This window comes from Nocardia sp. NBC_01730 (assembly GCF_035920445.1).
Lineage (GTDB): Bacteria > Actinomycetota > Actinomycetes > Mycobacteriales > Mycobacteriaceae > Nocardia.
In genome coordinates, this window is sequence record NZ_CP109162.1 from 1,213,061 (window position 1) to 1,234,946 (window position 21,886).

The window sequence follows — 21,886 nt, forward strand, 5'->3', positions numbered from 1 at the left end:
GGGGAATCTGCTGGGTCGGTCGGTCGAACCGCGCCGATGCAGCGGATTCGGCGAAAACCGAATCTGCTGGGTGGACAAACCGGCACGATGGGCTAACAGTTGTGAGGCTCGAGCAGCCGTCTTGGCGACGGCGCGGGAGGTGGTGAACGTGGCCCGGCCGAGTAGGAATCATCTGCTGCACCAGCACATCCGGGACGCAGGATGGACCTACGAGGACGTCGCCGACAAGATAAACGATCTCGTCGAGCGAGCAACCGGATGCCGCGGGCTCTACACCGGGGACTCGGTCTTGCGGCTGGTGAACGGGTCGGTGTCTTGGCCCCATCTTCGCTACCGTGAGGCATTGTGTCGGCTGTTCAACGCCACACCCGGTCAGCTCGGCCTGGCGAACCACCGGGCCGCGCGGGTCCGGGTCAAGGAGGTCGATGTGGATCGGCAGGAGTTCCTTCGCGGACTGGCGGCCGTGCCCGTACTCGCAGCGCTGCCCGCGCGGCAGCCAACGATCCGTCCGACCAGAGGCAGCGCGCCGCGTACTGTCGGTCGTGAGCATGCTCAGCGCGTCAACGCCTGGGCCGAGGTGTTCCGTCAGGCCGACGACGCCGGAAACGGCGCGTTCGAGGGCATGACCGCGCAGCTCGCGCGTGCCCGCGAATACCTCGACGCGACGATGACCCCGCCGGTGGAGCGGGAAATCAAGGCCGCGGTGGCCACCCTGCACCGTGTCGTGGGCTGGGCCCGATACGACCGCGGCGACCACGACGGCGCCCAGCACGACCTCAACGAAGGCTGGAACCTCATCGGCGACGACGGTCCCCGGTGGCTGCGTGCAGCACTACTGACCTGCATGGCCCGCCAGGCGATCTACCTCGGGCACCTCGACTACGCCCTCGACAAACTCGGCATCGCCGCGATCCGGTTGGACAAACTGTCGCTGCTGCGCCGCGCTGACATCGCTGCGGTGAAAGCCCGGGCCTTCGGTGCCCAAGGCAACCACCGCGAATGCCTTCGCGCGGTCATCGAAGCCGAATCGCTGTTCAGCGAAGCCCGCGACGAAGACCACCCCGACCTCGCACACGAAGGATTCGCGACCTACTACAGCGAAAAGCTGCTCGCCTCCGACCTCGCACACGGACTGTTCACCCTGTCCTACCAGCGCGGCCTCGAACTCGGCCAGACCATGACCAGGCTCGAAACCGCGAGAAGTCTCTCCGACGCGCACGCACGCTCCCGACTACGCAGCACCGCCCAACTGGCCGCCCTGCACCTTCGCCATGGCGAAACCGAACACGGCGTACACCTTGCCCACCAGGTACTCGATGACGCGCGAGGCACCACCTCGGCACGAGTGGTCCGCGACATTCACCGCATACACCGGCTCACCACAGAACCCCGGATCAAGACCAGCAGCCCTGTCGCCGAACTCCGCGATAAGACCTCCGCGCTGCTGGATAGTCTCTGATCTGCACCGTCGACACCCAGCAGGAGGCAACAACTGTGCTCGCAGCATTCTCGATCACCCCAGTCGGCGTCGGCGAAGACGTCGGCGCTCACGTCGCCGCCGCGATCCGGGTAATCCGTGCCAGCGGGCTACCGAACCGGACAGCAGCCAGCTTCACGGAGATCGAAGGCGACTGGGACGAAGTCATGGCCGTCATCAAAGCCGCCACCGACGCCGTAATGCAGACCGCCGGACGCGCCAGCATCATCATCAAAGCCGATCTACGCCCCGGACACACCAACACCCTCGATACCAAGATCGAATCGGTCGAACGACATCTCTCCGAATAGACGGCATGCTGCGTGAACACGTCGCGGTCCAGAACTGCACCTAGCAGCAGGCTCTAACCGAAACCAGTGGTGGGCATACCGGTGATCACCGGATCACTCACCAGATTGGTCGGGCTTGTGGCCGAGGATGTAGTAGTGCGCGATCGACTCCTGTCGCTGTCCGGACGGCTCGCATCCGAGCAACTGCGCTCGAAGGTCCTTCTCGAATTCTTCTGCGAGAGCGGGGTCCTGGCGAATCCGGGCAGTGTAGGAGGTCGACCACAAGACTCCGAGGAACTCATCCACCGTCCAGTGGCAGATCAAACGGACGGCGCGACGGCTGGTCGAGATTGTGTTGATCACATCCGCGGAATCGTGCGCACCGCTCGTCGGATCGCCGAACAGAGTCGGGATGCAAGCATTACGGCTGAGGCCGACAAGATCCTCCGTCTCGCCCAGGGTCTCGATGTCGGCCAGCGTCGATAGAAGGTGGACTCGAAGGCGGTGCGTGGCCGCGGATCACGAGTGGGGGTGAGTCAGGGGCGATCCCAGGCCCGCTGTCGGCGCCAGCCCTTCAGTGCTGGGGGCCGCGCTGGCATGACTTCTCTGGGTCGATTCCCGAACTCCAAGCCGTTGATCGCAGGGGTCTCTCCCAGGTCATCGGCAGCTTTCAGTGTGCCGACAGTGTGCCAAGACATGCAGATCTCGGCCATGCGAGGCAGTACGAGCCGGACTGATCAGACCTGTGAATTGGACAGGAGGTACGGGATGACACCCGTTGGACAGCCTCGGCGACACTGACAGTGTGGGGGTCAGGGGTTCGAGTCCCCTTAGCTCCACCCGTAAATGGCCTGGTCATCGACCAGGCCATTACTCTTGGTTCTGTACCGCGTCACCACTGCGGTCACCACCTGCCTCTCAGGGCGACACGTCGATACTTCGACGACCCGGAGGCTTCATATGCTCACACCCCGCCCACGGCCGCGTAAAGACGGCACCGTCAGTTGGCAGGTGCCCTTCCACTACTACGACACCGACGGCAAACGCCGTCAGTCCTCCGAGAGCTTCGACGACTTCGCCGAAGCGCAATGGTGGGCCGACCTCGTCGACCGCGTGGGTGTCGATGAGGCGCTCAAGGTCGTCGCGACCAAGCGCGATACCGGGTCCGACGTGGTGCTGTTGACCGACTGGCTGACCCGCTACGCGGACCGACTCCGCGGCGTCCAGGAAGACGGCCGCCGCAAATATCATTCCTACATTCGTAACGACATCGAGCCGTTCTTTGGTGAGCGTGCGCCGATCGATGCCGTCACTCAGGACACCGACGCTGCCTGGATCGTCTACCTCGAACAAGACAAGGGCAACAAGCCCAAGACGATCAAGAACAAGCATGGCTTTCTTTCCGCCGGATTACGCGCAGCGGTTGAGCAACGCCCTACTGCGCTGCTGCCATTCAATCCGTGCGCTGGAATGCGGCTGCCGCGTCACGATCCGGCCGAGATCGAGATCTTCGACAACAACGAATGGGAGTTGTTCGAGCAAGTGCTGGCAGAGCGGTGGCGCCCGCAGGCCGAATTCGGGCTGGTCTCGATGGCGCGACCCAGCGAGGTCGGCGCTCTGCTGGTGCGTGATGTGAACCCGATTACCGGAGAGGTGCGAATCAATAAAGCGTGGAAGGACGGTGGCAGTCGGCTCAAACTTGGTAAACCCAAGTCCACCAGGGGAATTCGTACCGTAAACATACCGTTGGAAACCCTGGATCGGCTGGACCTGTCGCGTCCGGGCGACGAGTTGCTGTTCCATACGGTGAACCGAACTCCGATCAGGGCGGCCTACTTCCACCGCAAGGCGTGGCAGCCCGCTCTGCGGCGGCTCGACGCGCTGGCGCGTGCCGCTGCCGCATACGCGCGTGGACAAGACGCGCTCGCGGGCGAATACTTGAGTCCTTTCGCTCGCAAAGCCCTCTGGCGTGGGGCGGACCCAGATGAACTGCTCGAGCGGCACAGCACTGCGGTGGCTACGCTGCGCGTCAAGCATCTGAACCCGTACATGCTGCGGCACACCGGAATATCCTGGAAACTTCAGGATGGTGTGCCGCTGTTCGTGGTGTCCCGTGACGCTGGACATGAATCGGTCACCACCACCGACCGCCGTTACGGGCACAACGACCGCAAAGCCAGCGAATCCGCGGCTCAAGTCATCGCGAGTCGGCTGCCGCGCGTGCGCGCCAACATGCTCGCAGTCGCTGCCTGAGCAGCACCCCACCCCACCCCACCCCGCAACGTTCTGTGTCGGGGCAGAACATTGTCCTCGCGACCATCGGCGACTACCTGACCGAATACGGCCACCATGGTGACCGGCGCGGCCAGATTCGTGATCTGGTCACGGTGCTGCGCAACAACACCAGGATCGTGGCCGCGTGTGAGCCGTTGAACCTGGCTGGTGCGCGGGTGGTCGGTGTTGATCTGCATGGTTGCCGATCTGGTGTCACCCGCAGGGTGGTGGGGCGGCGATCGTGGTGTGCAGGCGGAATCGCCAGACGCTGTTGTCGCCGATGGACCGCACCGCTCGCATTGCTGGGGGGTGTGGTGCGGATGTCGGCATTGCTCGCGAACCGGCGGCGGATCCGGTCCTGATGAAACGGCGGATACTCCGGCGGCCGGAATCCGGCGTTCTCGACCTCGTTCCAGTACAGGTCGTGGATGACGTCGTGCAGCAGCCGGATCAACACCGTGGACTCACCGGCACCACCGCCGTCGGGCGCAATCTACTGGTTCCGGTCGGTGCAGTGTGGTGACTTTGGATGCGGCCTGGAGCGAGGCGGTCAACTCATGTTGGTGACGGTGAGCTGTGTAATGGCATCGGCGTAGATCCTGTTCATCCGGCGCCGCTCGGCGTTCTCGGCGCGAAGCCTGCACAAGGCCTCGTCCGGTGGCGGCGCCGGGTACAGTTTGCCGTCGCCAACGAGCGGGTACCGGCCCCGCCTACCGCATTCATCGCCGCGCGCGATGGCACTTGGTTCGCGCTCGATGCCGGCATTCGCATCGAGCGTGGACATGACGGATGTGAACATTGCACAGCGATTTGGGCGGCTACGACTATCGGCGTTTGCGCTGAGGTGGTATCTGGCGTCGTCTTCGGGTTTCCCTGCGCTGTGGAGGGCGCGTCGGATCGGAGGGCCTCGGCGTTGTACCGGTGGTATCCGGGCTCTGGTTGGCAGTATGCCGGGTGGACTCGAGGGCTGCTGCGATATCTCCGGCGGTGAGGAACCAGGTTCTGCCAGCCTTGTGCCCAGGGAGTTTCCCTTTGTTGAGCTGATCCGCATACCAGCGGCATGACTTGCGCAATGCGCGAGCTCCGACCGAGATCGGATAGGTCGGCTCATGCGGAGTTGTGGGACCTGTCTTGTCCAGCGGTACTGGTTGAGTGCCTGAGGTATCTGTCATTACGGTCTGCGCATCCCTGCGTCACCGTGGATGACTTCTGAGTGATGTTGTGCCGCTCTCGCATAGAGAACCTCGGTCGAAGTGGCAATTTTGTATGTGCTCCCATGTCATTGGTGGTACCTCATTTGCTCGATCGTCACGTAACCGGTTTCGCTGTCGCTGGTCTGTTCATGTCCACTTGCGGTCCATATGCCAGCAAGTCGTTTCCGGCGGCGACCCGAACCGATTTTGTATGTGCAGGCATAACATCCTGTAGTAGGACTGTCGGCGGATGCTGCAACGTAGCTAGCTCCCGGTGTTGCCCGACAGTGCCAGATGTGGTGAGGAGGCGACTTGTCGAACGCAGTCGCAGCCAAAGCTTTCCAGTCTCGGCGTGTCGGCAGCGCGTGTCGGGATGTCATCCAGTGTTACGGACCGAGGGGGCCGGAATACGGCTTGGGGATCGCGGTAACGAGTAGGACGGTCATGTTCGCGACCATGGGGGCGATGCCGAGCCGGTAGGAGACAAGTCCGCCGTTCGGGGGTTGACGGATGTGGAGCAAGTCGTCGCTGTCGCGGCCGTAGTTCACCTCGAGGCTCGACGCCCATAGGCGCCGGAATTCCCTGTTGGGGCCGAGATGCCGTATGAGGTTGCGGGCTTGCTGAGAGTTTCGGTAGAGCCCGAGGATGGCCTTGTCATAGGCGACGTTGAGTGCAGCCTCCTGCTCCCACGCCACCCACACATCCTTAGCGACAGGGCTGAAGATCCATGCCGCGATCGAGTAGGTTTCCTCGATGCCGGGCAGGGTTGATCGAAACAGGTCATTGCAGGCCAAGACGTTCCAGATCGGGTCCACGTATGCCGCGAAAACGCCTCGGTGCTCGAGGTCATCGAGATGGTGCAGCCAGTCGAGGTTCGCGGTCACAGACTGGCGGAGCTTGTCGGTCGGCACGAGATCCTCCGGTGGAGAACGCAGTTCGCGTAGGTGACGCGCTTGTAGCGGACTGGGTTCATACCCGGCGATGAGCGCTTCCAACGTTTCGAGCTTCGGCACGTACTTGTCCACCTCGATGTCGAACAGGTACGAGTTGCTGATGCCATGACGGTCGCGAGCTGTCAGGCGTGTCAGCCCCAGGTCCTCACGGATCAGCCGCAACGTGCTGCCCAACGTCGGGATGCCCGGTGGCGCGGTCGTTCTGGCATTGGTTCGGGAACGGTATGCGGGATTCCGGTTCATGCGGAGTCCCCCTTCAGTGTCTTCCGCCGCGAAGCGTGCGGAAGTATGATGATCGGTTGCCCCCAGATATGTTTCCTTCCTATCAGACGTGTGTCTGGCGCTGCAAGATCTTTCCGCCTGAGAGAACCCGAAGATGTTGCTGACCCCGGGGGCTTGGTTGCTGCGCGTGCACTCCGAAACGCGCTGCCACAGAAGATGTTACCGAGAATTTTATTTACCGATCCGATCGTGAAATGGTCGGCAAACGTCCTGCATACCGGCGCAATAGCAAATTGACGATCCAGTCGTTACCGAAAAATAGGTAAGCGTAAACCCTAGCTTTCCAAGCGGTTTCGGGGTTTGGATGTGAAGTGCAAGTCCAAACCGATTGAAAGGAAACCGCATTGGATCCCATGCTGATCCTCGGATGGGTGAACGCCGGTCTGTCACTGCTGTCCAATGGATTGTCCGTGGCAGCACAGGCACTGACACTCATCCTCCCCTTCATCTGACACGTAAGCCCTGAGAAGCGGCCTCCCAGCAGCGAATTCGTTCCTGGGAGGCACCTCGAAAGCGCCCGCCCCCGCGCAATTCAGGCCGCATACCCATCATTCGTACCTTCACGACGAAGGGTCTATTTGCCATGCCCAAATCCACGCGAATTCCGAGCGATCGCTTACCCGATCGACGACGCGGGAATGTCAGCACACCGGAACGTAATCGTCTGTGCCGCAGTCTTTCCCGTGGTGGTAGCGCCATTCTGGTTGGCGCGGTGCCCGTTGCCATTGTCTTGGCCACTGTCGCGGGACCGGCGGTTGCCGCTGAGCCTCCCGCCGCGATTGCTGACCAATCGGGTGTCACCGGTCCCGCCCAACCTGGCACGACCACTGTCCCTGCACCCCCTGAGCCTGTCCCGGCGCCCGAACCTGCACCGCCGATCTACTATTCGCAGCCACCAGAGGTCCGCAACGACGCACCCTCACGTCCGGCTCCATCCTCGGTAGAACCCGTGGAGCCGATACGGATCGAGGAACTACACCTACCTGAGCCCGTGGCACCTGTGGCGCCGATCGAGGCGCCGGTGAACATGATTCGCATCGGGCAGTGGGAGACACCGCGTCCGGACTGGTTGCCCCCTGAATGCGCTGACGCTGTCAACGACACCGCGGCGGGTGCCGAAGCTCAGGTAGCGACCGCGCTGGACTCGATCGGTATACCTGCGGGCCGATCCGACCGGGTCAGTGGAGCTACGTTGGCTGGGGCTGGAGTCGGCGGGGCCGCAGGCGCGGCCGTAGCTGGTGCGCCTGTTGCAGTCGCGGGAGCGGTGGTCGGTGGCCTGATCGGCGGCACCATCGGCGGGATCGCGGGAGCTGTACTCGGCACCGTCGTGCCGGTGCCAGTCATCGGCACGGTCACCTCGGGTATCGCTGGAACCGCACTCGGAGCGGCGGCCGGGGCGGCGGCCGGGGCGGCAGTCGTGGGCATTCCCGCCGCAGTGGTCGGTGCAGTGGTCGGCGGCATGATCGGCGCCGGGTTCGGCGCCGGTGTCGGAGTGGGCCAATGACCGCCAAGGCGCAGCTAAGAACGCGCACCCTTCTCGTCGCGGCCACGCTGACTACTGCACTTTGTCTTGTCGGAGGAACCATCGCCGTAGGGCCCGCATCCGCCGTACCGATCGGGCCAGGATGCCCAGCGCTGTATGTGCTCGGCGTTCAAGGCACCGGCCAATCCTCTCCGACCGCGGACCCGCTGGCCGACACTGGAGTCGTCGGAGCGCTCATCGCACCGGTTCTGTCCGCTGCCCCTGCCCTGGTGCAGCGCAGCTACATCCCCTACAGTGCGGGGTTCGGCGGCGCAGTCCCCGGCGGCGGGCCTGACCCCTACGTCGTGTCGGTGACCGACGCGCGCAACCAGCTCGACGCCGCCGCCCGCCAAATCACTGATACCTGCCCGGACACGTTGATCGCCGGAATCGGTTATTCCCAAGGCGCGCAGGCTGTATCGAGCTTCGCCCGTGACGTCGGCGCCGGTGCAGGTCCGATCGCACCCGAACGTGTCGCCGGGATAGCACTCTACGCACACCCGGACCGGTCCCCGGACGCACCGATATTCCCCGGACGGCCAGGACAAACTGTGCCCGACGCAGCCCCCGGCACCAGCGGTGCCGCCGTCGCGGGCATCGTGATCCCCAATCCGCCCGCCGGTGGCGGCGGAATCGCGGACGGAGCCACCAGCTACGGCGCACTGACCGGCCGCGTCGCCGATATCTGCACCGACGGCGACCTGGCGTGCTCGGCTCCGGATCGGGCCGCATTGCTACGCGTCGGGGCCGAGATCGCGGCTCAAGCGAACCTGCGAGATCCATTCGCCGCCATCGGATCTCTCAACGCCCTGTTCTCCACAGCAATGGGCGATGCCTGGACCACGGTCGTGCTCAACGACTTTCAGGTCGGACCCGGGAATGTCGACTACGCTCCGCAACTCGGTCTAGCGGGGCGGTTGATCGACGCCGCCGACCCGCGCACCCCGGCACCGACTGTCGAGGCGATCGGCGCAGCGACTGTGCGGTGGAACGAGATCACCGCCACCATCGCCGGAAGCCCAATCATCTTGCTCCCCAAACTGATCGGCCAACTCGGCGCGGCTTGGGGGCAGTTCGGCGCAGACAACGCCGACTTACTCAATCCAGCGGTGTGGGTCCACTACGCCGACACCGTGGCCCGCCACAACAACTACGCGATCAACGGTCAACTCAACTCGGGCATCGCGTGGATGGTCGCACTCGCCCGCGACATCGCAGGGAGCCGACGATGACCGACCCCAGTACCTTCGACGACTTCTACACCAACCCCGCCATCGACTTCGCCCCCCGACCGGGCGAAATCTTACGTCGTCGCGCCGTCGGCACGCCACTACTGCGCGGTGCGAACAGGGCATGGCAACTCCTCTACGCCACCCGTACCGCGTTCAGCGCCCCGATCGCGGCCTCGGGAATCGTGATCGCTCCAGACCACGGCGAAGCCGCCGGTACGGGCCCGATCCTGTTGTACTACCCGAGCTTTCACGGACTGGGCGGGCGCTGCGCACCGTCGCAACTGCTGGCGGGGGAGGGCAGCGAACCGGAATCGGAGTTCATCACAACCGCGCTCGATCGCGGGTGGACGGTGGCGGTGCCTGATGGGCAATGTCTCGGCGTGACCGGGCTTGGGCCGCATGCGTTCCTGGCTGGAAAGGCCGCCGCGCACGCCGTGCTCGACCTGGCCAGAGCGGTGAGGGCCCTGCCGGAAACGGACTCCGACGAAGCCCCGTGTGCGGTATGGGGATATGCCGACGGCGGACGTGCGGCGATCTGGGCGGCCGAACAGCAGCCGCACTATGCCCCGGAACTCGACCTGCGTGGCGTGGCGGCCGGTGCCGTCGTCGCCGATCCGGGCGCACTGATCCCGGAGATCGACGGCGGGGCGTGGTCGGGTCTGATTCTGGGCGGGCTGATTGGGCTGGGCCGCGCCTATGCCCACTTGCCGGTTGGACACATCCTCACTGACGACGGCTACCAGGCGATCGAGCACGCCCAAACCTTGGACGCCGCAGCGCTGCTGGCCACCTACCGGAATACACCGCTAGCGCGGTGGTGCGAGAGACCCGACCCCTGGAACGACCCCATGTGGCGATATGTCCTCGACAGCGAGACCAGCGCGCGCGAAACCCCACAGGTGCCCGTGCACCTGTACCACGGCACCGAGGACGCGCTCGTTCCGGTCGCGATGGGGCGGAGCGTGTTCGCTGAATACCGCTCCCGCGGAGTCGATGTGAGCTGGCGCGAATACACCAGCAGCCACCTCGGCGCGGCTACCGCCGGCTCGACCGAAGCCGTCGCGCGGCTGACCAGCTACCTGGCACGGCGCCCCCCACTCGCCACCCGCGCGGCCCCACCCGGCCCGCAGACCACCTGAATAGCCTGCCCGCACCCTGGACCCCTTGCTGGCGCGCGGGCAGGCCCCCAGCACACGAATTGAGGTGAAACCCTATGCATTCCAACAACTTCGAAGCCAGCATATCGCGTGCCGCCGCAGCGGCATTGGCGTTGGTCATCGTGTCAGTAGCAGGTGCGAGCACCGTGCACGCCGACACCGATGTCCCGCTCGGAGCGAAATGCCCGAGCTTGTATGCGCTGGGAGTGCAAGGCACTGAGGAGGGGGCCCAGGAGGCGGGGATCTCCAGTGACTCCGGCGCGCTCGGGCAAATGTTCGGTCCACTCGCCGCCGCGGCGGGGGACCTCCTCCAGCGCGCCTACGTTCCCTATGGGAGCGGTCAGGACGGGACCGCCTTGCCATACGACGACGCTGTCACCGCCACCACCGAGGACCTGGAACAGATGGCCGCGCAGGTCGTGACACGCTGCCCCGACACGAAAATCGCCGCCGCCGGATACGCTCAGGGCGCGCCCGCGGTCGCGGCATTCGCCGCACGCGTCGGAGCCGGAAACGCGAGGATCGGCGCGGACCAGGTTGCCGGGATCGCGTTGCTGGCCAATCCGAACCGCGCCACCGATACCCCGGTCCTGCCGGGCCGTCCCGGCGCCACAATTCCCTCAGCCGCGCCGGGGACAGCGGGGCAGTCCGTCGCCGCGATAAAGCTGTTGAACCCGGCATTGTCCGGTGCCGGGATCGCCGCCCCAACGACGAATGGGTATGGCGCGTTGGTGGGGAGGGTCGCGGACCTGTGCGTCGCCGGCGACGCCACTTGCGATGCCCCCGCCGGAGGAAGGCTGGCAACTGCCGCGGCGAACATCGCTGGCCGTTCGGACTTGCGCGACCCTATCGCGGCGGTGTCCACGATCGCCCAAGCGTTGGCGTCGACGGTGTACACCACCGCCGTGAATGTGGTTAACGAGGACCTGGCCGGCACCAGCTTGGACCAGCTGTCCTACCAACCGGCTAAACCGCTCGGTCAGCGCCTCGCCGAAGCCTCCAATCCGGCCACCGCACCGCCGGGACCCGACGATGCTCTGGCGGCACTGTTCAAGATCGGCACTATCGGCCTGAACGCGGTGGTGTCTGTGGCGCAGAAGGTGTTCACCCCAGCAACCGTCGCCGAATTGGCGACGGTCGGCATGGCCAATCCTTGGGCCGCCGTCGCCGCGCTCGGCGCGAAACTCGCCACCGCCGTCGTCGAGTTGGTTCCGCCTCAGACCGCGAGTCGCTGGATCAACGAGGCGTTCACCGCGATCACCGGCACCATCACCGACCGCAGCGAGCTCTACACCCTGGCCAGCTCCGCGCAATACAGCGACACGACCGGCCGACACGACTCCTACCAGACCGTTTCAACAACACCGGACGGGCGCTCGGCGCTCACCGCGACAGCCGACTGGTTCACCGCACTCGCCCGCGACCTCGCCGCCACCGCAACGTCGAGGACCCCACCACTTCCCGAGACCAGCACGCCGACCACGGCACCAACAACCACGCCCGCCGCGCCGACATCTACCGCATTGACCAGCGGCCCCTGAACCCCTTCGGGCGGAGCCGAATCCTCAGACGTACCCAACCCGTTTGCTGATTCTCCCCTGGCACACCCGCCCGAAGGGCCCCACACCAACGAGACCGAGGAGGTGAATACCCCGAATGCCGAACAACCACACCGAACCCGACATCAGTGAGGAACAGGGCCGGGGATGGCTCCAATCACCCAAACCGGTTGCCCTGCAACCAGTTACGCCCCAGGGCGACGCAACGTCGCCGAGTGGCGATAGCGAATGGCAGTGGATCAACCAGCAACCTCCTCCTCCACCACCACCGCTGACCATCCACGCAGCCCGCAGACGGATTCCCCGGCGGGTGTGGATCGGACTCGGAACCACACTGAGTGTCGCCGCTGTGCTGGTCGGCACAGCAATCAACTCGATCACGAACCAGCCGGAGACGATCACAGCAATACCGACCCTGACCGCCGGGCCACCGACAACAACAGCGCCAGCCAGCACGGCGTGCGCGGGGCTGTCCGGACAAGCCGTCACCGATACCGCGGGCGGCAACGACAGCCTGACCGGCGTGATCGCCGCGTTCGAGCACGCCTACTACGTGCAGCGCAGCGCCGAAGCCGCGCTACGACTGGTCGCCCCACAAGCCGGGCTCGCACCCGAGGCGCTGGCGGCGGGAATCGCTTCGGTACCGACCGGCACCACGCACTGCGTGGCGATCACCGCGATCACCGATGACACCGCCGACGTGCATCTGGTCGAACGCCACCCCGACGGCGCGCGCACCGACTACCTGCAGCTGGTCAACGTCCGTCACGAGGCCGGTGCCGTGGTCATCACCAACATCCAGAAGCGGGGCTGAGCGATGAGCGCCGCACCGCTGCACCTGCGTACGGACATCCAAAAGCAAGGCCACCGCTTGGACCCGGGCACCGTCACGGCGCCCGCGCTGGACCGGCTGGCACCGGTACGGGAGACACCGTTGTCGACCACCGGTGCGCATCCGCCGCTGTTCGCGGTACTGGGTGCCCACGGCGGGGCCGGGACCTCGACACTGGCGCAATGGTGGGCACCGGCCGCCGACACCGGCCTGGCGTGGCCCGCATCACCCCGCACCACCCAGAAGGTGATCGTGGCCGCCCGGCTGTGCATGCCGGGCCTGACCGCAGCTGCCGATCGCCTGCGCGAGTGGCACGCCGGACTCGCCCCCGACGGCGTGCAGGTGATCGGGCTCGTGCTCACCGCGGCTCGTCCGGGGAAGGTTCCGGCACTCGTGCGCCGCTATCGCGCGGTGGTCGCCGAACTGGTCGAACACCTCTACGAGATCAGCTGGCACGACGAACTCGTCGTGCGCGAACTCGCCGAACTGGCCCAATACATGCCGTTCGACCGTGCGCCGCGACGTCGCTCTCGGCTACAGGAGGCCGTCCCGGCCGACGTGTACCGCGCCGGAGCCCACATCATCACTCACCTCGCCGCTCGCACTGAGGCTGCGGCACAACAAGATTCGGAGAACAGGCCATGACCACCGCCCAAGCGGTCGGCGAGGCGCTGACTGTCCTCGCCCAGGAAATCAAAATCACCCCGATCGAGCCACCTGGATCGAAAAAGCTCGTCAACCTGGTCAATTACCTGTCCTGGATGGTCATGCTCGCCGGGATCGCCTCCCTCATCTACGCAGGCGGAAAATTCGGGTGGGAGCGATTCCACGGTGGCGCTGTCGAATCTCCCAAGATCATCCTCGGCGCTCTGGTCGGCGGCATCATCGCCACCAGCGCCGGAACGATCATGAACGCCGTCGTCACCGGAGGCGCATAGCGATGCGCCGCTTGCCGATTCCTCCCCAATGCTCCACCGCCACATCGAGCGGCATTCCTGGATTCGGTGGCCCGTGGATCTCGGAAAGCGGATTTCCCACCGCCTCTATCACGGCGCGGGAAAAGCGCACCACCAGCCACCTCAACGCCAGCCCGCTGACCGTCGAGGGCCCCGACGGGACACCGCTGTCGGCGAGCCGTCTCGGCGCGGCCTCGCCGCCAGCGAGCGTGTTGTATGTCCACGGTGCTCTCACTCAATCGACCTACTGGACGCCCCTGATCGAGTACGTACACCAACGCCTCGACGGTGGCATCGCCCAGATCGTCTACGACCAGCGCGGGCATGGTGCATCAAAGTCGCAGGCTCCCAACGCAGGAATCACCTTGCCGGTGTATGTCGATGACCTCGACGCTGTCCTGGCGCACGCGCACGGCGCGGTGGTGCTGGTGGCGCACTCGGTGGGTTCGCTACTGATACAGGCATGGGCCGCGCAATACCCGCACCGCGCTCGCGCGGTAACCGGCATCGTGCTGTTCAACGGCTGCCCCGAATTCCCCTACCTCCCAGCGCTATCGGACGTCGACCTCACTGGAAGCCGCTACCGAAAGCGGGGACTCCAGGTGGTTGAGGAACTACTGACCTACCTCTACGAGCCACCGGCACGCTATGGGTTGTCACGCCGCCACCTGTTCGGCACAGCCGAACGCAACGCGCGCAGCGGAAACTTCGAAACATCCCCGGCTGGTGTGGCCCTCTACCGCGATGCGAGCTTGACCAGTGAAACGGCGAGAACCCTGCGCAGGGTCCCGACCTGGGTGATGACCGGGCAACTCGACCCGGTGGTCGACCCGCGCAGGTCCCAGCACCTGGCCGAACAGGTCTGGGGCGAGTACGTCAGCGTCCCCGGCGCCGGGCATTCCCTCCCGTACGTCGATCCGGTTACGGCGAGTGAACCGATTCTGGCCGCACTCGAGGTCGCCTACCGCAGCCAACAGCAGGACGGCGGCCCATGGTGATCGCCAAACCGCTTCCTGCACATGTTCTTTCGCCGATCACGCAGCTGCTGGGCTACCTGGCGTGGTTCGTGCTGCTGCTGTGCATCGCCCGCGCGGTGTGGGTCGGCGGGCAACTGGCAATCCGGCTCTACCGCGAAGAAGCCATCGAAGGACTCCTCGGCGCCCTCCTCGGCGCGGCGCTACTCGGGTCGGCCAACTCGATCGCTATCGCCGTCCTTCCCACCTGAACTCAGGAGAACACAGTGAAACTCCCACGAACCCAACGCATCGCAGCACTCGTGGTGCTCGCTTGCGCCCCGGCGATCGCCGCCAGCCTGCTCGGCTGCGGTACCGACAACACCGGCCACAACGTCGAACCAAACTCGACCCTGACCGCGATCACACCCACCAGGCTGGGCTGGCAACCATTCCAAGGTGTCGACCTTCCCGTCGCCGAACAAGGGCCGCGCCACAGCGATGGAGCCGTAGCGACCGGATTCGACCATTCACCGGCCGGTGCAGCGCTGGCGGCGATCCACGCGACGGTACGGATGTCGATCGCCTCCGACACCCAATGGACCGCAGTCGGGCAACGCATGCTCGCGCCAGGCCCAAGCCGAGACACCTGGGCCACGGCACGCGCCCAAATCTCGATCACCGCCCCGATCACCAGTGGTGCGCCGAAAGTCCTCGGCTACCTGATTCCCCGCTACAGCCCCGACGCCACCGACGTCGCCATCTACACAATCCACCCCGACAACTCCGTCACATGTAACAGCACCCACGTTCTCTGGCAAGGCGACGACTGGCACTTGCTGCTACCAGAGCACCTAACCGCCGGCCCGGTGACTGCCATCGCAGCGCCGCCAGCCGACGTGGTCGCGCTTACACCGCGTTGAGGAGGGGTATCGAATGATGAAATCTCATCGACTGCTGATCATCCTGCTCGCCGGTATCACCGCCGTTGTGGTCGCTGCTTTCGTGCTGACCGTCACCAGCGACACTGGTCGCCGCGATATCCCTGCCAGTCCCGGCGGTATGGCTCTGCCGACCGAGCGGACCTTCCCTGATCTGCCCCCCGCCGCAGCGCAGCTACCGCCGACCACGGACGTCTTCGGCAACCGCCTCGAAGTGCCGAATGCCGAATCCGGTGTTGCCCTCCTACAAGACTCCGCCACGCGCCCCGATCCCGCCCGGTCGGACAACTTGACCGCTGCGCCTGCGCGGATGCAGTGGCAGCGCGGCTGGGGAGGTGCCGCGCTGCCGGTGTCAGGCAGCGACGGACCAGAGCGCATTCACGACGGCATCGCGACCGGATTCGCCCATACACCCCAAGGCGCTGCCCTGGCCGCCTGCGACGCGCTCGCTCGCGCACTGTCCGCACCCGACGGTGTCTGGCAAAAAGTGGTGCGTGAGCGTTACTACGGGGGCGGTCAGGCGCTGCTCGACAGGTTCAGCCGCTCACGGGCACGCACTCCCGGGGCCGCACGCTACGTTGTGGTCCCCGACGGAATCCGGATCCAGCCCGGTTATCGCGATGACCTCGCGGTGGTTCAGTTCGCCACGCGTGGTCAATTCGGCTACACGATCGCGACCTGGCCGATGGCCTGGATCGACGGCGACTGGCGCGTTCGAGTACCCGAAGACATCGAAATACTCTGGGGTCCAGGCACTTACACTGCAACCCTGACCGGCTTCGGGTCCTGGAAGACCGTGTCATGACGGCAACCACGCTCGCCGATACGTCGGTCATGGCCACCACAGTGTGGCAGGCGCAGGTGCAGCTCCCGGATCTATGCGATGTGCCGCTGGGGCCCCGACAGGCATGCGAGCAACTCGGGAGCGCCGCGTCCGACGCGGCAAGCTCCGCGCTCGACGACGTCGTCGACGCAATGCTCGACGGACTTACTCGAATGCTGCGGATGGCGATGTCCTGGTGGACCACGATTCCCTCGCCGCAACTCACGAGCGCCACTGGCGAGCCGGGCGCGGCGCTGTCGTCGATTCGTGAGTACAGCAGCGGATTGCAGGTGCTGTTGTTGACGACCGGGATCATGTTCGCCGCGGCGCGGTTGACGCTGGCCAAGCGGGGTGGCGTGGCGGGCGAGGCGCAGGAGAGTTTCCTGATGCTCGCGCGTGCGGTGTTCGCGTCGATGTCGTTCGCCGCCGTGGTTACCGTCGGAACGCGCGCCGGTGACGCATTCGCGAACTGGGTCATCTTCGATGCCAGCAGAGGTGACTTGGACGGTGTGGTCAACCGGCTGACGGCATTCGACGAAAGAACGCGTTCGGGGCTCGGGACCGGGGTTCTGCTCCTGGTCGGTTTGCTCGGCCTGATCAGCACGCTGATCCAGCTGGTCATGCTCGTGGTTCGCCAGGCACTACTGATTCTGGTGGTGGCGGTGATCCCGCTGGCGGCAGCCGCGTCGGGGACCGGGCCGGGCTCGCAAGCCTACAAGAAACTGTTGAGCTGGTCGTTGGCGTTCGTGCTGTTCAAACCGGTCGGCGCGCTCGTCTACGCCATCGCGTTCACCGTGATCGGACACGACGAGCAACAAGATCCGCAACTGGTGTTGCTCGGGCTGATCCTGCTGGTGATGAGCGTGGTCGTGCTGCCCGCGTTGATCCGGCTGGTCGCCCCCGCAGTGGCGACCCTCGGTAGCGGTGGTGGTGCGACGGCAGTCCTGGCCGGTGGTGCCGCAGGAGTCGGAATGGCGGCGCTGGGGGACAGTTCGGGCGGGCGCAAGGTCAGCGAGGGGGATAACGCCGCTGGCGGATCACCGCCGGTCGGCCCGTCACAGCAAGACGGTTCACCTGCCGGCGGCGGGGGAGGCGGCCGGCCGATGGGCGGTGGTGGCGGGGACAGCGGTAGCTCCGGCGGGGGATCTGGTAGCGCTGGTACCGGCGATGGTGGTTCGGGCGGGGCGGGGGGTGGTGGTGTGCGGCCGACTGGCGGTGGAGCAGGCAAGCCCGCTGGTGCGGGCAGCGGTGGTGAAGCCGCTGGGGCCGTTGGAGGCGGAATTGCCGGAGCCGCTGTGATGGGTGCGCAGATCGCGAATGACACAGCACAGCAGGGTGTTTCAGCGGTCGAGGGCCAGACACGTGATGCCACCGAGGGTGGATTGGATCCTGACGCGATGGGGCCTGGGGAGGTGCGGCGATGACCACCCGCATGTACGGCCGCTGGGAACGCCCCCGTAGCGCTGGGTTCTTCGGTTTGACCTGGGGAGTGTCGATGTTCGGGCTGGGCCTGATCATCACCGTGATGGTCGGGTTCATGATCACCCGATCATTGGTCGCCGCAGTCGGCCTGATCATGGTGGCCGGCCTGGTGTTCATGCCGCTGGCGATCACTCGTAATGGCCGTACGGGCTGGGAGATCGCGTTGCTGCGCATCCAGTTCGCGGCCGCGGGCGCCCGCGGCGAGCACATCTACCGGGCCGGTCGGTTCTCCAGAATCCCCGGTATCGCGAAACTGCCCGGCTTGCTCGCGGATTCGCGTTTGTCGGAGTACGAGACCGCTGGTGGGAAACGGTTCGCCATGATCCACATCCGCCGCAGCGACCACTATTCGGTGGTGTTGCGGGTGATCCCGCGCGGCAAAGAGTTGGTCGACCAAGCCCAAATCGACTCCTGGGTCGAAGGATACGGCCAATTCCTGGCCACGCAGAGCCGCGGCGGGGAAGTCGTGGCGGTGACCTCGGTGTTGGACAACGTCGTCGAGACCCGCCTGAAACAAGCTCGCGAGGTCGCCCGCCTGGTTCGCCCTGATGCCCCGGCCTATTCCAAGGCGGTGATGCGCGAAGCCGCCGCTGATGTCGGTGGGGTCGGTGTGCGGATAGAGGCACGCATCGCGATCACCTACCGGGCTATCGGCAAAGGCCGCATCCGCCGTGATGAAGCCGAGCAGGCGCGTGAGATCGGGCAACGTCTGCAAGGCGTGCTGTCCCAACTCGCCCGCGCGGGGCTGCCCGCGACACCGTTGCAGGCGTGGGAGGTGCTGGGGCTGGTGCGTACCCGATACGACCTCGCCTCCCAGCGAGACGTGGAAGCCGCAGGCCCCGAGATCACCCAAACCCATACGTGGGACTCGGTCGGGCCGCTCGCGCACCAGGACCGCTGGGATCACTACGTCCACGACGGTGCCCGCTCGATCACCTGGGAAATGGACGCCGCCCCGCGCGGCGCGGTGATGGAAAACGTCCTCGAGGAACTGCTGCGCCCCCGCGCCGATGTACCGCGCAAGCGGGTCGCGGTCGTGTACCGGCTGCACTCGGCCGCCGAAGCTACCACCCTCGTCGATTCAGACTTTCGTGACGCGGTCGCCGCGGAACAGACCGAACGTGGCATCGCCTCGGCCTCCGCGCGCATCCGTGTCGGCAACACTCAAGCCGCCCGCGAAGAACAAGCCCGCGGCGCCGGGTTGACCCGCTTCGGTGTTCTCGTCACGGTGACCGATCACCTCGACGGCGATCTGCCCGGGATCGAGGCGTCGGTGAAGGGGATGACGGCGGCGTCCCGGCTGGGTGTGCGGCGCTGCTACGGCAGCCAAGCCGCCGCGTTTGCCGCGGCGCTCGGCATCGGGTTGATCCTGCCCGAGCACACCTCCATTTCCAAGCGGGTCTCGAATTGAACGGGTTCACGGAAACTGAAGCGTTTTCAGGGGGAACCCGAGTGCTCTCCGGCGGTATCCGGGTGGGTGTGTGCTCGGGTTGGGGTGGAACCTGGCGGGCTGGTGGTGTGAGGGTCGGTCAGCAGTTGCCGGGCCATCTCCCACAACGGGCGACCGAACCAGGTTCGCATCTGTTCGAGATTGCTCAGGTCACCCCGGATCGTTGCATCGGCAAGCCCCGCTGCCGAGCGCGCGAGCACGAACTCGGCCAGCACATCGGTCTCGAACCGCTCCAACTCCTCGGCCGAGGCCGCCGGACGAATCGACCGCAGATCCCGGACCGCCTTGACGCCCAACCCATACACCTCGTCTTCGCCCGACGTGGAAGGAGATCGAGAAGCATGAAACCACTTCAGAAGAGCCGAGACAACCTCAATACGTCGATCACAGCACGTATCTCGGTAATGGCCCTTGGTCTGCGGCTCGCCGTCATCACCCTCCCCCAATCGAACCTGAGTGATGGGGAGCTGAGTTGAACACCCAGCGCCACAAGGTATCCCGGCCCGCGCGCACCCACACCGTCGCGGGAGTACGGGTACTCACGGCCCAGGCCCGCGCCGCGACTGAAGCGACCGCCGACAAGCCCGGCCTCCGAGGTTGGCGGGCGCGGATGGCGATATCGAGCGATGATCACCGCCAGGCCACCATCGCGCGCCGCGCGAATGAATCCGGCCATGATGGCTTCGACCGATCGCCGCCGCAACTGTCGGACCGCGGCTACCGCGGGCTCGGCGGCGGTCGCGCCGCGGTCGTTCCCAGCACCCCGGAGTGGCGCGCCACCACGGCACAAGTGAGCGGGCTGTGGCCGTTCACTGTCGGCGCGAGCGCCCCGACTGTCGGCACACCGGTCGGTGCGCACTACATCACCGGCGCTCCCGTGCATTTCGACCCGATGAGCTGGTTCCTGCGCGGGTTCATCACCGCGCCGATCGCTTTCGTGCTGGCCCTCAACGGATTCGGCAAATCCAGTCTCATCCGCCGAATGGTGACCGGCGCGGTCGCGGCCGGGGAAACCGTCCTGTGCATGGGTGACACAAAACCCGACTACCGCGACCTCGTCGAAAAGCTCGGCGGGCAAATCATCGATGTCGGATACGGGCACAACACCATCAACCCCCTCGACGTCGGCGCGCTCGGCGCTGTCGTCGACCGGCTCACCGACCCCGATCAACGCCGCCAAGTCACCGCCCGCGTCGAGGCCGGGCAGGTCAATATTGTTGCCGGCCTCATCGAACTCGTGCGCGGCTCCCGAGTGGCCGACTACGAAGAAGTCCTCCTCGCTGCGGGATTGCGTGAGTTGTACACCCCGGCAAACGGATTCAGCTATACGAACCCACCGTTGCTTTCGAACCTGCTCGAAGTGATCTCCGACGGCGGTGACCGGTTACGCGAATTCGCCGAAGAAGACAACGAACAGACCTATCGGGCCAGCACCAAAACGCTGCGGCGCTCGCTGCGGGCATTGGTAGAAGGACCGTTCGGGGCGATATTCAATGGAGCCACCACCACCGGCATCGACTTGGCGAGCCCGGCAGTGTGCGTGGATGTCTCCCGTATTCCCGAAGGCGACAACAAGCTCCTGGCAGCGGTCCTGATGGTGTGCTGGTCAGAGGGATTCGGAGCGGTCGCCGCCGCCCATGCTCTGGCTGATGCGGGGCTTGCCCCGCCACGCACTTTCGAGGTCGTCATGGACGAGATCTGGCGTGTCCTCGGGGTGGGGGAATTCATGGTCGACCGTGTCGATGCGCTGACCCGCCTGAACCGGCCCCTGGGCACCGGGTTGATCATGTGCAGCCACACCATCAAAGACCTCACCGCCTTCGATTCACCGGCCGCCCAAGCCAAAGCCCTCGGCTTCTTCGAACGTGCCCGCGCGAAACTGATCGGGCCGGTCGGACCGGAAGAGATCAACCGCATCCGCGCGGCCGTCGGAGTAACCGACACCGAAAAGCTCCTGGTCACCTCCTGGGCCGCGCCACGCCCACCTTCGGATGACGACCTCGACCCGTCGCGCCGCGAAACCCCGCCCGGCACAGGCTGTTTCCTGCTCAAGACCGGTGAAGCGGCCGAGCCGGGCATCCCGTTCCGGTTGGAATTCACCCCGACCGAACGCACGGCAGACGTGCACAACACCAACCGGCGCTTCGACAACCTGCCCGCTGCCGGGGAAGTGAGCAGGTGATTGTGGGATCTCATGACTGAGTTCGCTTGTCTCAGTATAAATCCGCCCGAAGTTCGCTGCCGAACAATTGGTGAGATTTCGGGTCGGTGTGTCCATGGCCGTATGACGGCAACCAGTTGGCTGAGACGACGCCAAGAAGCCGAAGTCGAGCGCGCCGTCCGCGCACGCAGAGATCCGATGGCCCAACGCCGCGTCTACTACCGCTTCACCCCCGACGGACATTGCGGCGCGATCCGAGCGCCGCGTACAACCCCGACAGGAGGCGCAACTGATGAGACAAACCACGATTCGTGCAAGTCGAAATCACAAGGGATGCAATGAATGTCGA

Annotated in this window: 22 protein-coding genes; 18 read left to right on the forward strand and 4 right to left on the reverse strand. The window is 65.5% G+C overall.

All coding sequences use genetic code 11. The features are described 5' to 3' along the window. The first annotated feature begins 121 nt into the window (after positions 1 to 121). Positions 122 to 1,459 (forward strand): hypothetical protein, encoded by a 1,338-nt coding sequence (locus tag OHB12_RS04600; protein ID WP_327116448.1) that lies wholly within the window; start codon positions 122 to 124, stop codon positions 1,457 to 1,459. A gap of 35 nt (positions 1,460 to 1,494) precedes the next feature. Next, positions 1,495 to 1,788 (forward strand): MTH1187 family thiamine-binding protein, encoded by a 294-nt coding sequence (locus OHB12_RS04605; RefSeq protein ID WP_327116450.1) that lies wholly within the window; start codon positions 1,495 to 1,497, stop codon positions 1,786 to 1,788. A gap of 93 nt (positions 1,789 to 1,881) precedes the next feature. On the opposite strand, the gene OHB12_RS04610 is transcribed toward OHB12_RS04605, so the two are convergent. Next, positions 1,882 to 2,130, reverse strand: coding sequence for a hypothetical protein (locus tag OHB12_RS04610; protein ID WP_327116452.1), 249 nt, complete (start codon positions 2,128 to 2,130; stop codon positions 1,882 to 1,884). A gap of 597 nt (positions 2,131 to 2,727) precedes the next feature. On the opposite strand from OHB12_RS04610, the gene OHB12_RS04615 reads away from it, so the two are divergent. Beyond that, complete coding sequence (locus OHB12_RS04615) at positions 2,728 to 4,020, forward strand: tyrosine-type recombinase/integrase (protein ID WP_327116454.1); 1,293 nt, start codon at positions 2,728 to 2,730, stop codon at positions 4,018 to 4,020. A 35-nt stretch (positions 4,021 to 4,055) separates the two neighbouring features. Next, entirely contained in the window at positions 4,056 to 4,403 is a 348-nt protein-coding gene (locus tag OHB12_RS04620) for a hypothetical protein (RefSeq protein ID WP_327116456.1), read from the forward strand. Between the two features lie 188 nt (positions 4,404 to 4,591). Here the strand turns inward: OHB12_RS04620 and OHB12_RS04625 are convergent, their stop codons facing one another. Both OHB12_RS04625 and OHB12_RS04630 read right to left on the reverse strand, forming a co-directional pair. Further along, positions 4,592 to 4,825, reverse strand: coding sequence for a hypothetical protein (locus OHB12_RS04625; RefSeq protein ID WP_327116458.1), 234 nt, complete (start codon positions 4,823 to 4,825; stop codon positions 4,592 to 4,594). Between the two features lie 795 nt (positions 4,826 to 5,620). Then, positions 5,621 to 6,430 carry an MmyB family transcriptional regulator gene (locus OHB12_RS04630; protein WP_327116460.1) on the reverse strand — a complete coding sequence of 270 codons (810 nt, stop codon included), beginning with the start codon at positions 6,428 to 6,430 and terminating at the stop codon, positions 5,621 to 5,623. Positions 6,431 to 7,460: 1,030 nt separating this feature from the next. Between OHB12_RS04630 and OHB12_RS04635 the strand changes: the two genes are divergently transcribed. The 13 genes from OHB12_RS04635 to OHB12_RS04695 all read left to right on the forward strand — a co-directional run bounded on the left by OHB12_RS04635 (position 7,461) and on the right by OHB12_RS04695 (position 19,337). Continuing rightward, complete coding sequence (locus tag OHB12_RS04635; RefSeq protein ID WP_327116462.1) at positions 7,461 to 7,973, forward strand: hypothetical protein; 513 nt, start codon at positions 7,461 to 7,463, stop codon at positions 7,971 to 7,973. After that, positions 7,970 to 9,223 (forward strand): cutinase family protein, encoded by a 1,254-nt coding sequence (locus OHB12_RS04640; protein ID WP_327116464.1) that lies wholly within the window; start codon positions 7,970 to 7,972, stop codon positions 9,221 to 9,223. Before OHB12_RS04635 ends, OHB12_RS04640 begins: the two co-directional genes overlap by 4 nt. Further along, positions 9,220 to 10,362, forward strand: a complete 1,143-nt coding sequence (locus tag OHB12_RS04645; protein WP_327116466.1) for a lipase family protein — start codon at positions 9,220 to 9,222, stop codon at positions 10,360 to 10,362. The genes OHB12_RS04640 and OHB12_RS04645 overlap by 4 nt, the downstream gene beginning before the upstream one ends. Positions 10,363 to 10,436: 74 nt before the next feature. Beyond that, complete coding sequence (locus tag OHB12_RS04650) at positions 10,437 to 11,921, forward strand: cutinase family protein (RefSeq protein ID WP_327116468.1); 1,485 nt, start codon at positions 10,437 to 10,439, stop codon at positions 11,919 to 11,921. A 115-nt stretch (positions 11,922 to 12,036) separates the two neighbouring features. Beyond that, positions 12,037 to 12,753, forward strand: a complete 717-nt coding sequence (locus OHB12_RS04655) for a hypothetical protein (protein ID WP_327116470.1) — start codon at positions 12,037 to 12,039, stop codon at positions 12,751 to 12,753. 3 nt (positions 12,754 to 12,756) lie between these two features. After that, positions 12,757 to 13,416, forward strand: coding sequence for a hypothetical protein (locus OHB12_RS04660; RefSeq protein WP_327116472.1), 660 nt, complete (start codon positions 12,757 to 12,759; stop codon positions 13,414 to 13,416). After that, positions 13,413 to 13,709 carry a hypothetical protein gene (locus OHB12_RS04665; RefSeq protein WP_327116474.1) on the forward strand — a complete coding sequence of 99 codons (297 nt, stop codon included), beginning with the start codon at positions 13,413 to 13,415 and terminating at the stop codon, positions 13,707 to 13,709. Before OHB12_RS04660 ends, OHB12_RS04665 begins: the two co-directional genes overlap by 4 nt. A 2-nt stretch (positions 13,710 to 13,711) precedes the next feature. Then, a complete protein-coding gene (locus tag OHB12_RS04670) occupies positions 13,712 to 14,725 on the forward strand; it encodes an alpha/beta fold hydrolase (protein WP_327116476.1) in 1,014 nt (337 codons plus the stop codon). After that, positions 14,719 to 14,952: a hypothetical protein gene (locus tag OHB12_RS04675; protein ID WP_327116478.1), complete on the forward strand. Its 234-nt coding sequence runs from the start codon at positions 14,719 to 14,721 to the stop codon at positions 14,950 to 14,952. Before OHB12_RS04670 ends, OHB12_RS04675 begins: the two co-directional genes overlap by 7 nt. Positions 14,953 to 14,967: 15 nt before the next feature. Continuing rightward, positions 14,968 to 15,603, forward strand: coding sequence for a hypothetical protein (locus OHB12_RS04680; protein ID WP_327116480.1), 636 nt, complete (start codon positions 14,968 to 14,970; stop codon positions 15,601 to 15,603). 13 nt (positions 15,604 to 15,616) lie between these two features. Continuing rightward, entirely contained in the window at positions 15,617 to 16,426 is an 810-nt protein-coding gene (locus OHB12_RS04685) for a hypothetical protein (protein ID WP_327116481.1), read from the forward strand. Next, a complete protein-coding gene (locus tag OHB12_RS04690) occupies positions 16,423 to 17,868 on the forward strand; it encodes a hypothetical protein (protein ID WP_327116482.1) in 1,446 nt (481 codons plus the stop codon). The genes OHB12_RS04685 and OHB12_RS04690 overlap by 4 nt, the downstream gene beginning before the upstream one ends. Then, positions 17,865 to 19,337, forward strand: coding sequence for an SCO6880 family protein (locus tag OHB12_RS04695; protein WP_327116484.1), 1,473 nt, complete (start codon positions 17,865 to 17,867; stop codon positions 19,335 to 19,337). Before OHB12_RS04690 ends, OHB12_RS04695 begins: the two co-directional genes overlap by 4 nt. Positions 19,338 to 19,363: 26 nt before the next feature. On the opposite strand, the gene OHB12_RS04700 is transcribed toward OHB12_RS04695, so the two are convergent. Further along, the gene (locus OHB12_RS04700; protein WP_327116486.1) at positions 19,364 to 19,672 is read right to left on the reverse strand and encodes a hypothetical protein; all 309 of its coding nucleotides are present in this window, start codon (positions 19,670 to 19,672) and stop codon (positions 19,364 to 19,366) included. A gap of 176 nt (positions 19,673 to 19,848) precedes the next feature. Here OHB12_RS04700 and OHB12_RS04705 point away from each other — a divergent pair, with 176 nt between their 5' ends. Beyond that, on the forward strand, positions 19,849 to 21,558 hold the full coding sequence (locus OHB12_RS04705; protein WP_327116488.1) for a hypothetical protein: 1,710 nt from the start codon (positions 19,849 to 19,851) through the stop codon (positions 21,556 to 21,558). The last annotated feature ends 328 nt before the right edge of the window (positions 21,559 to 21,886 follow it).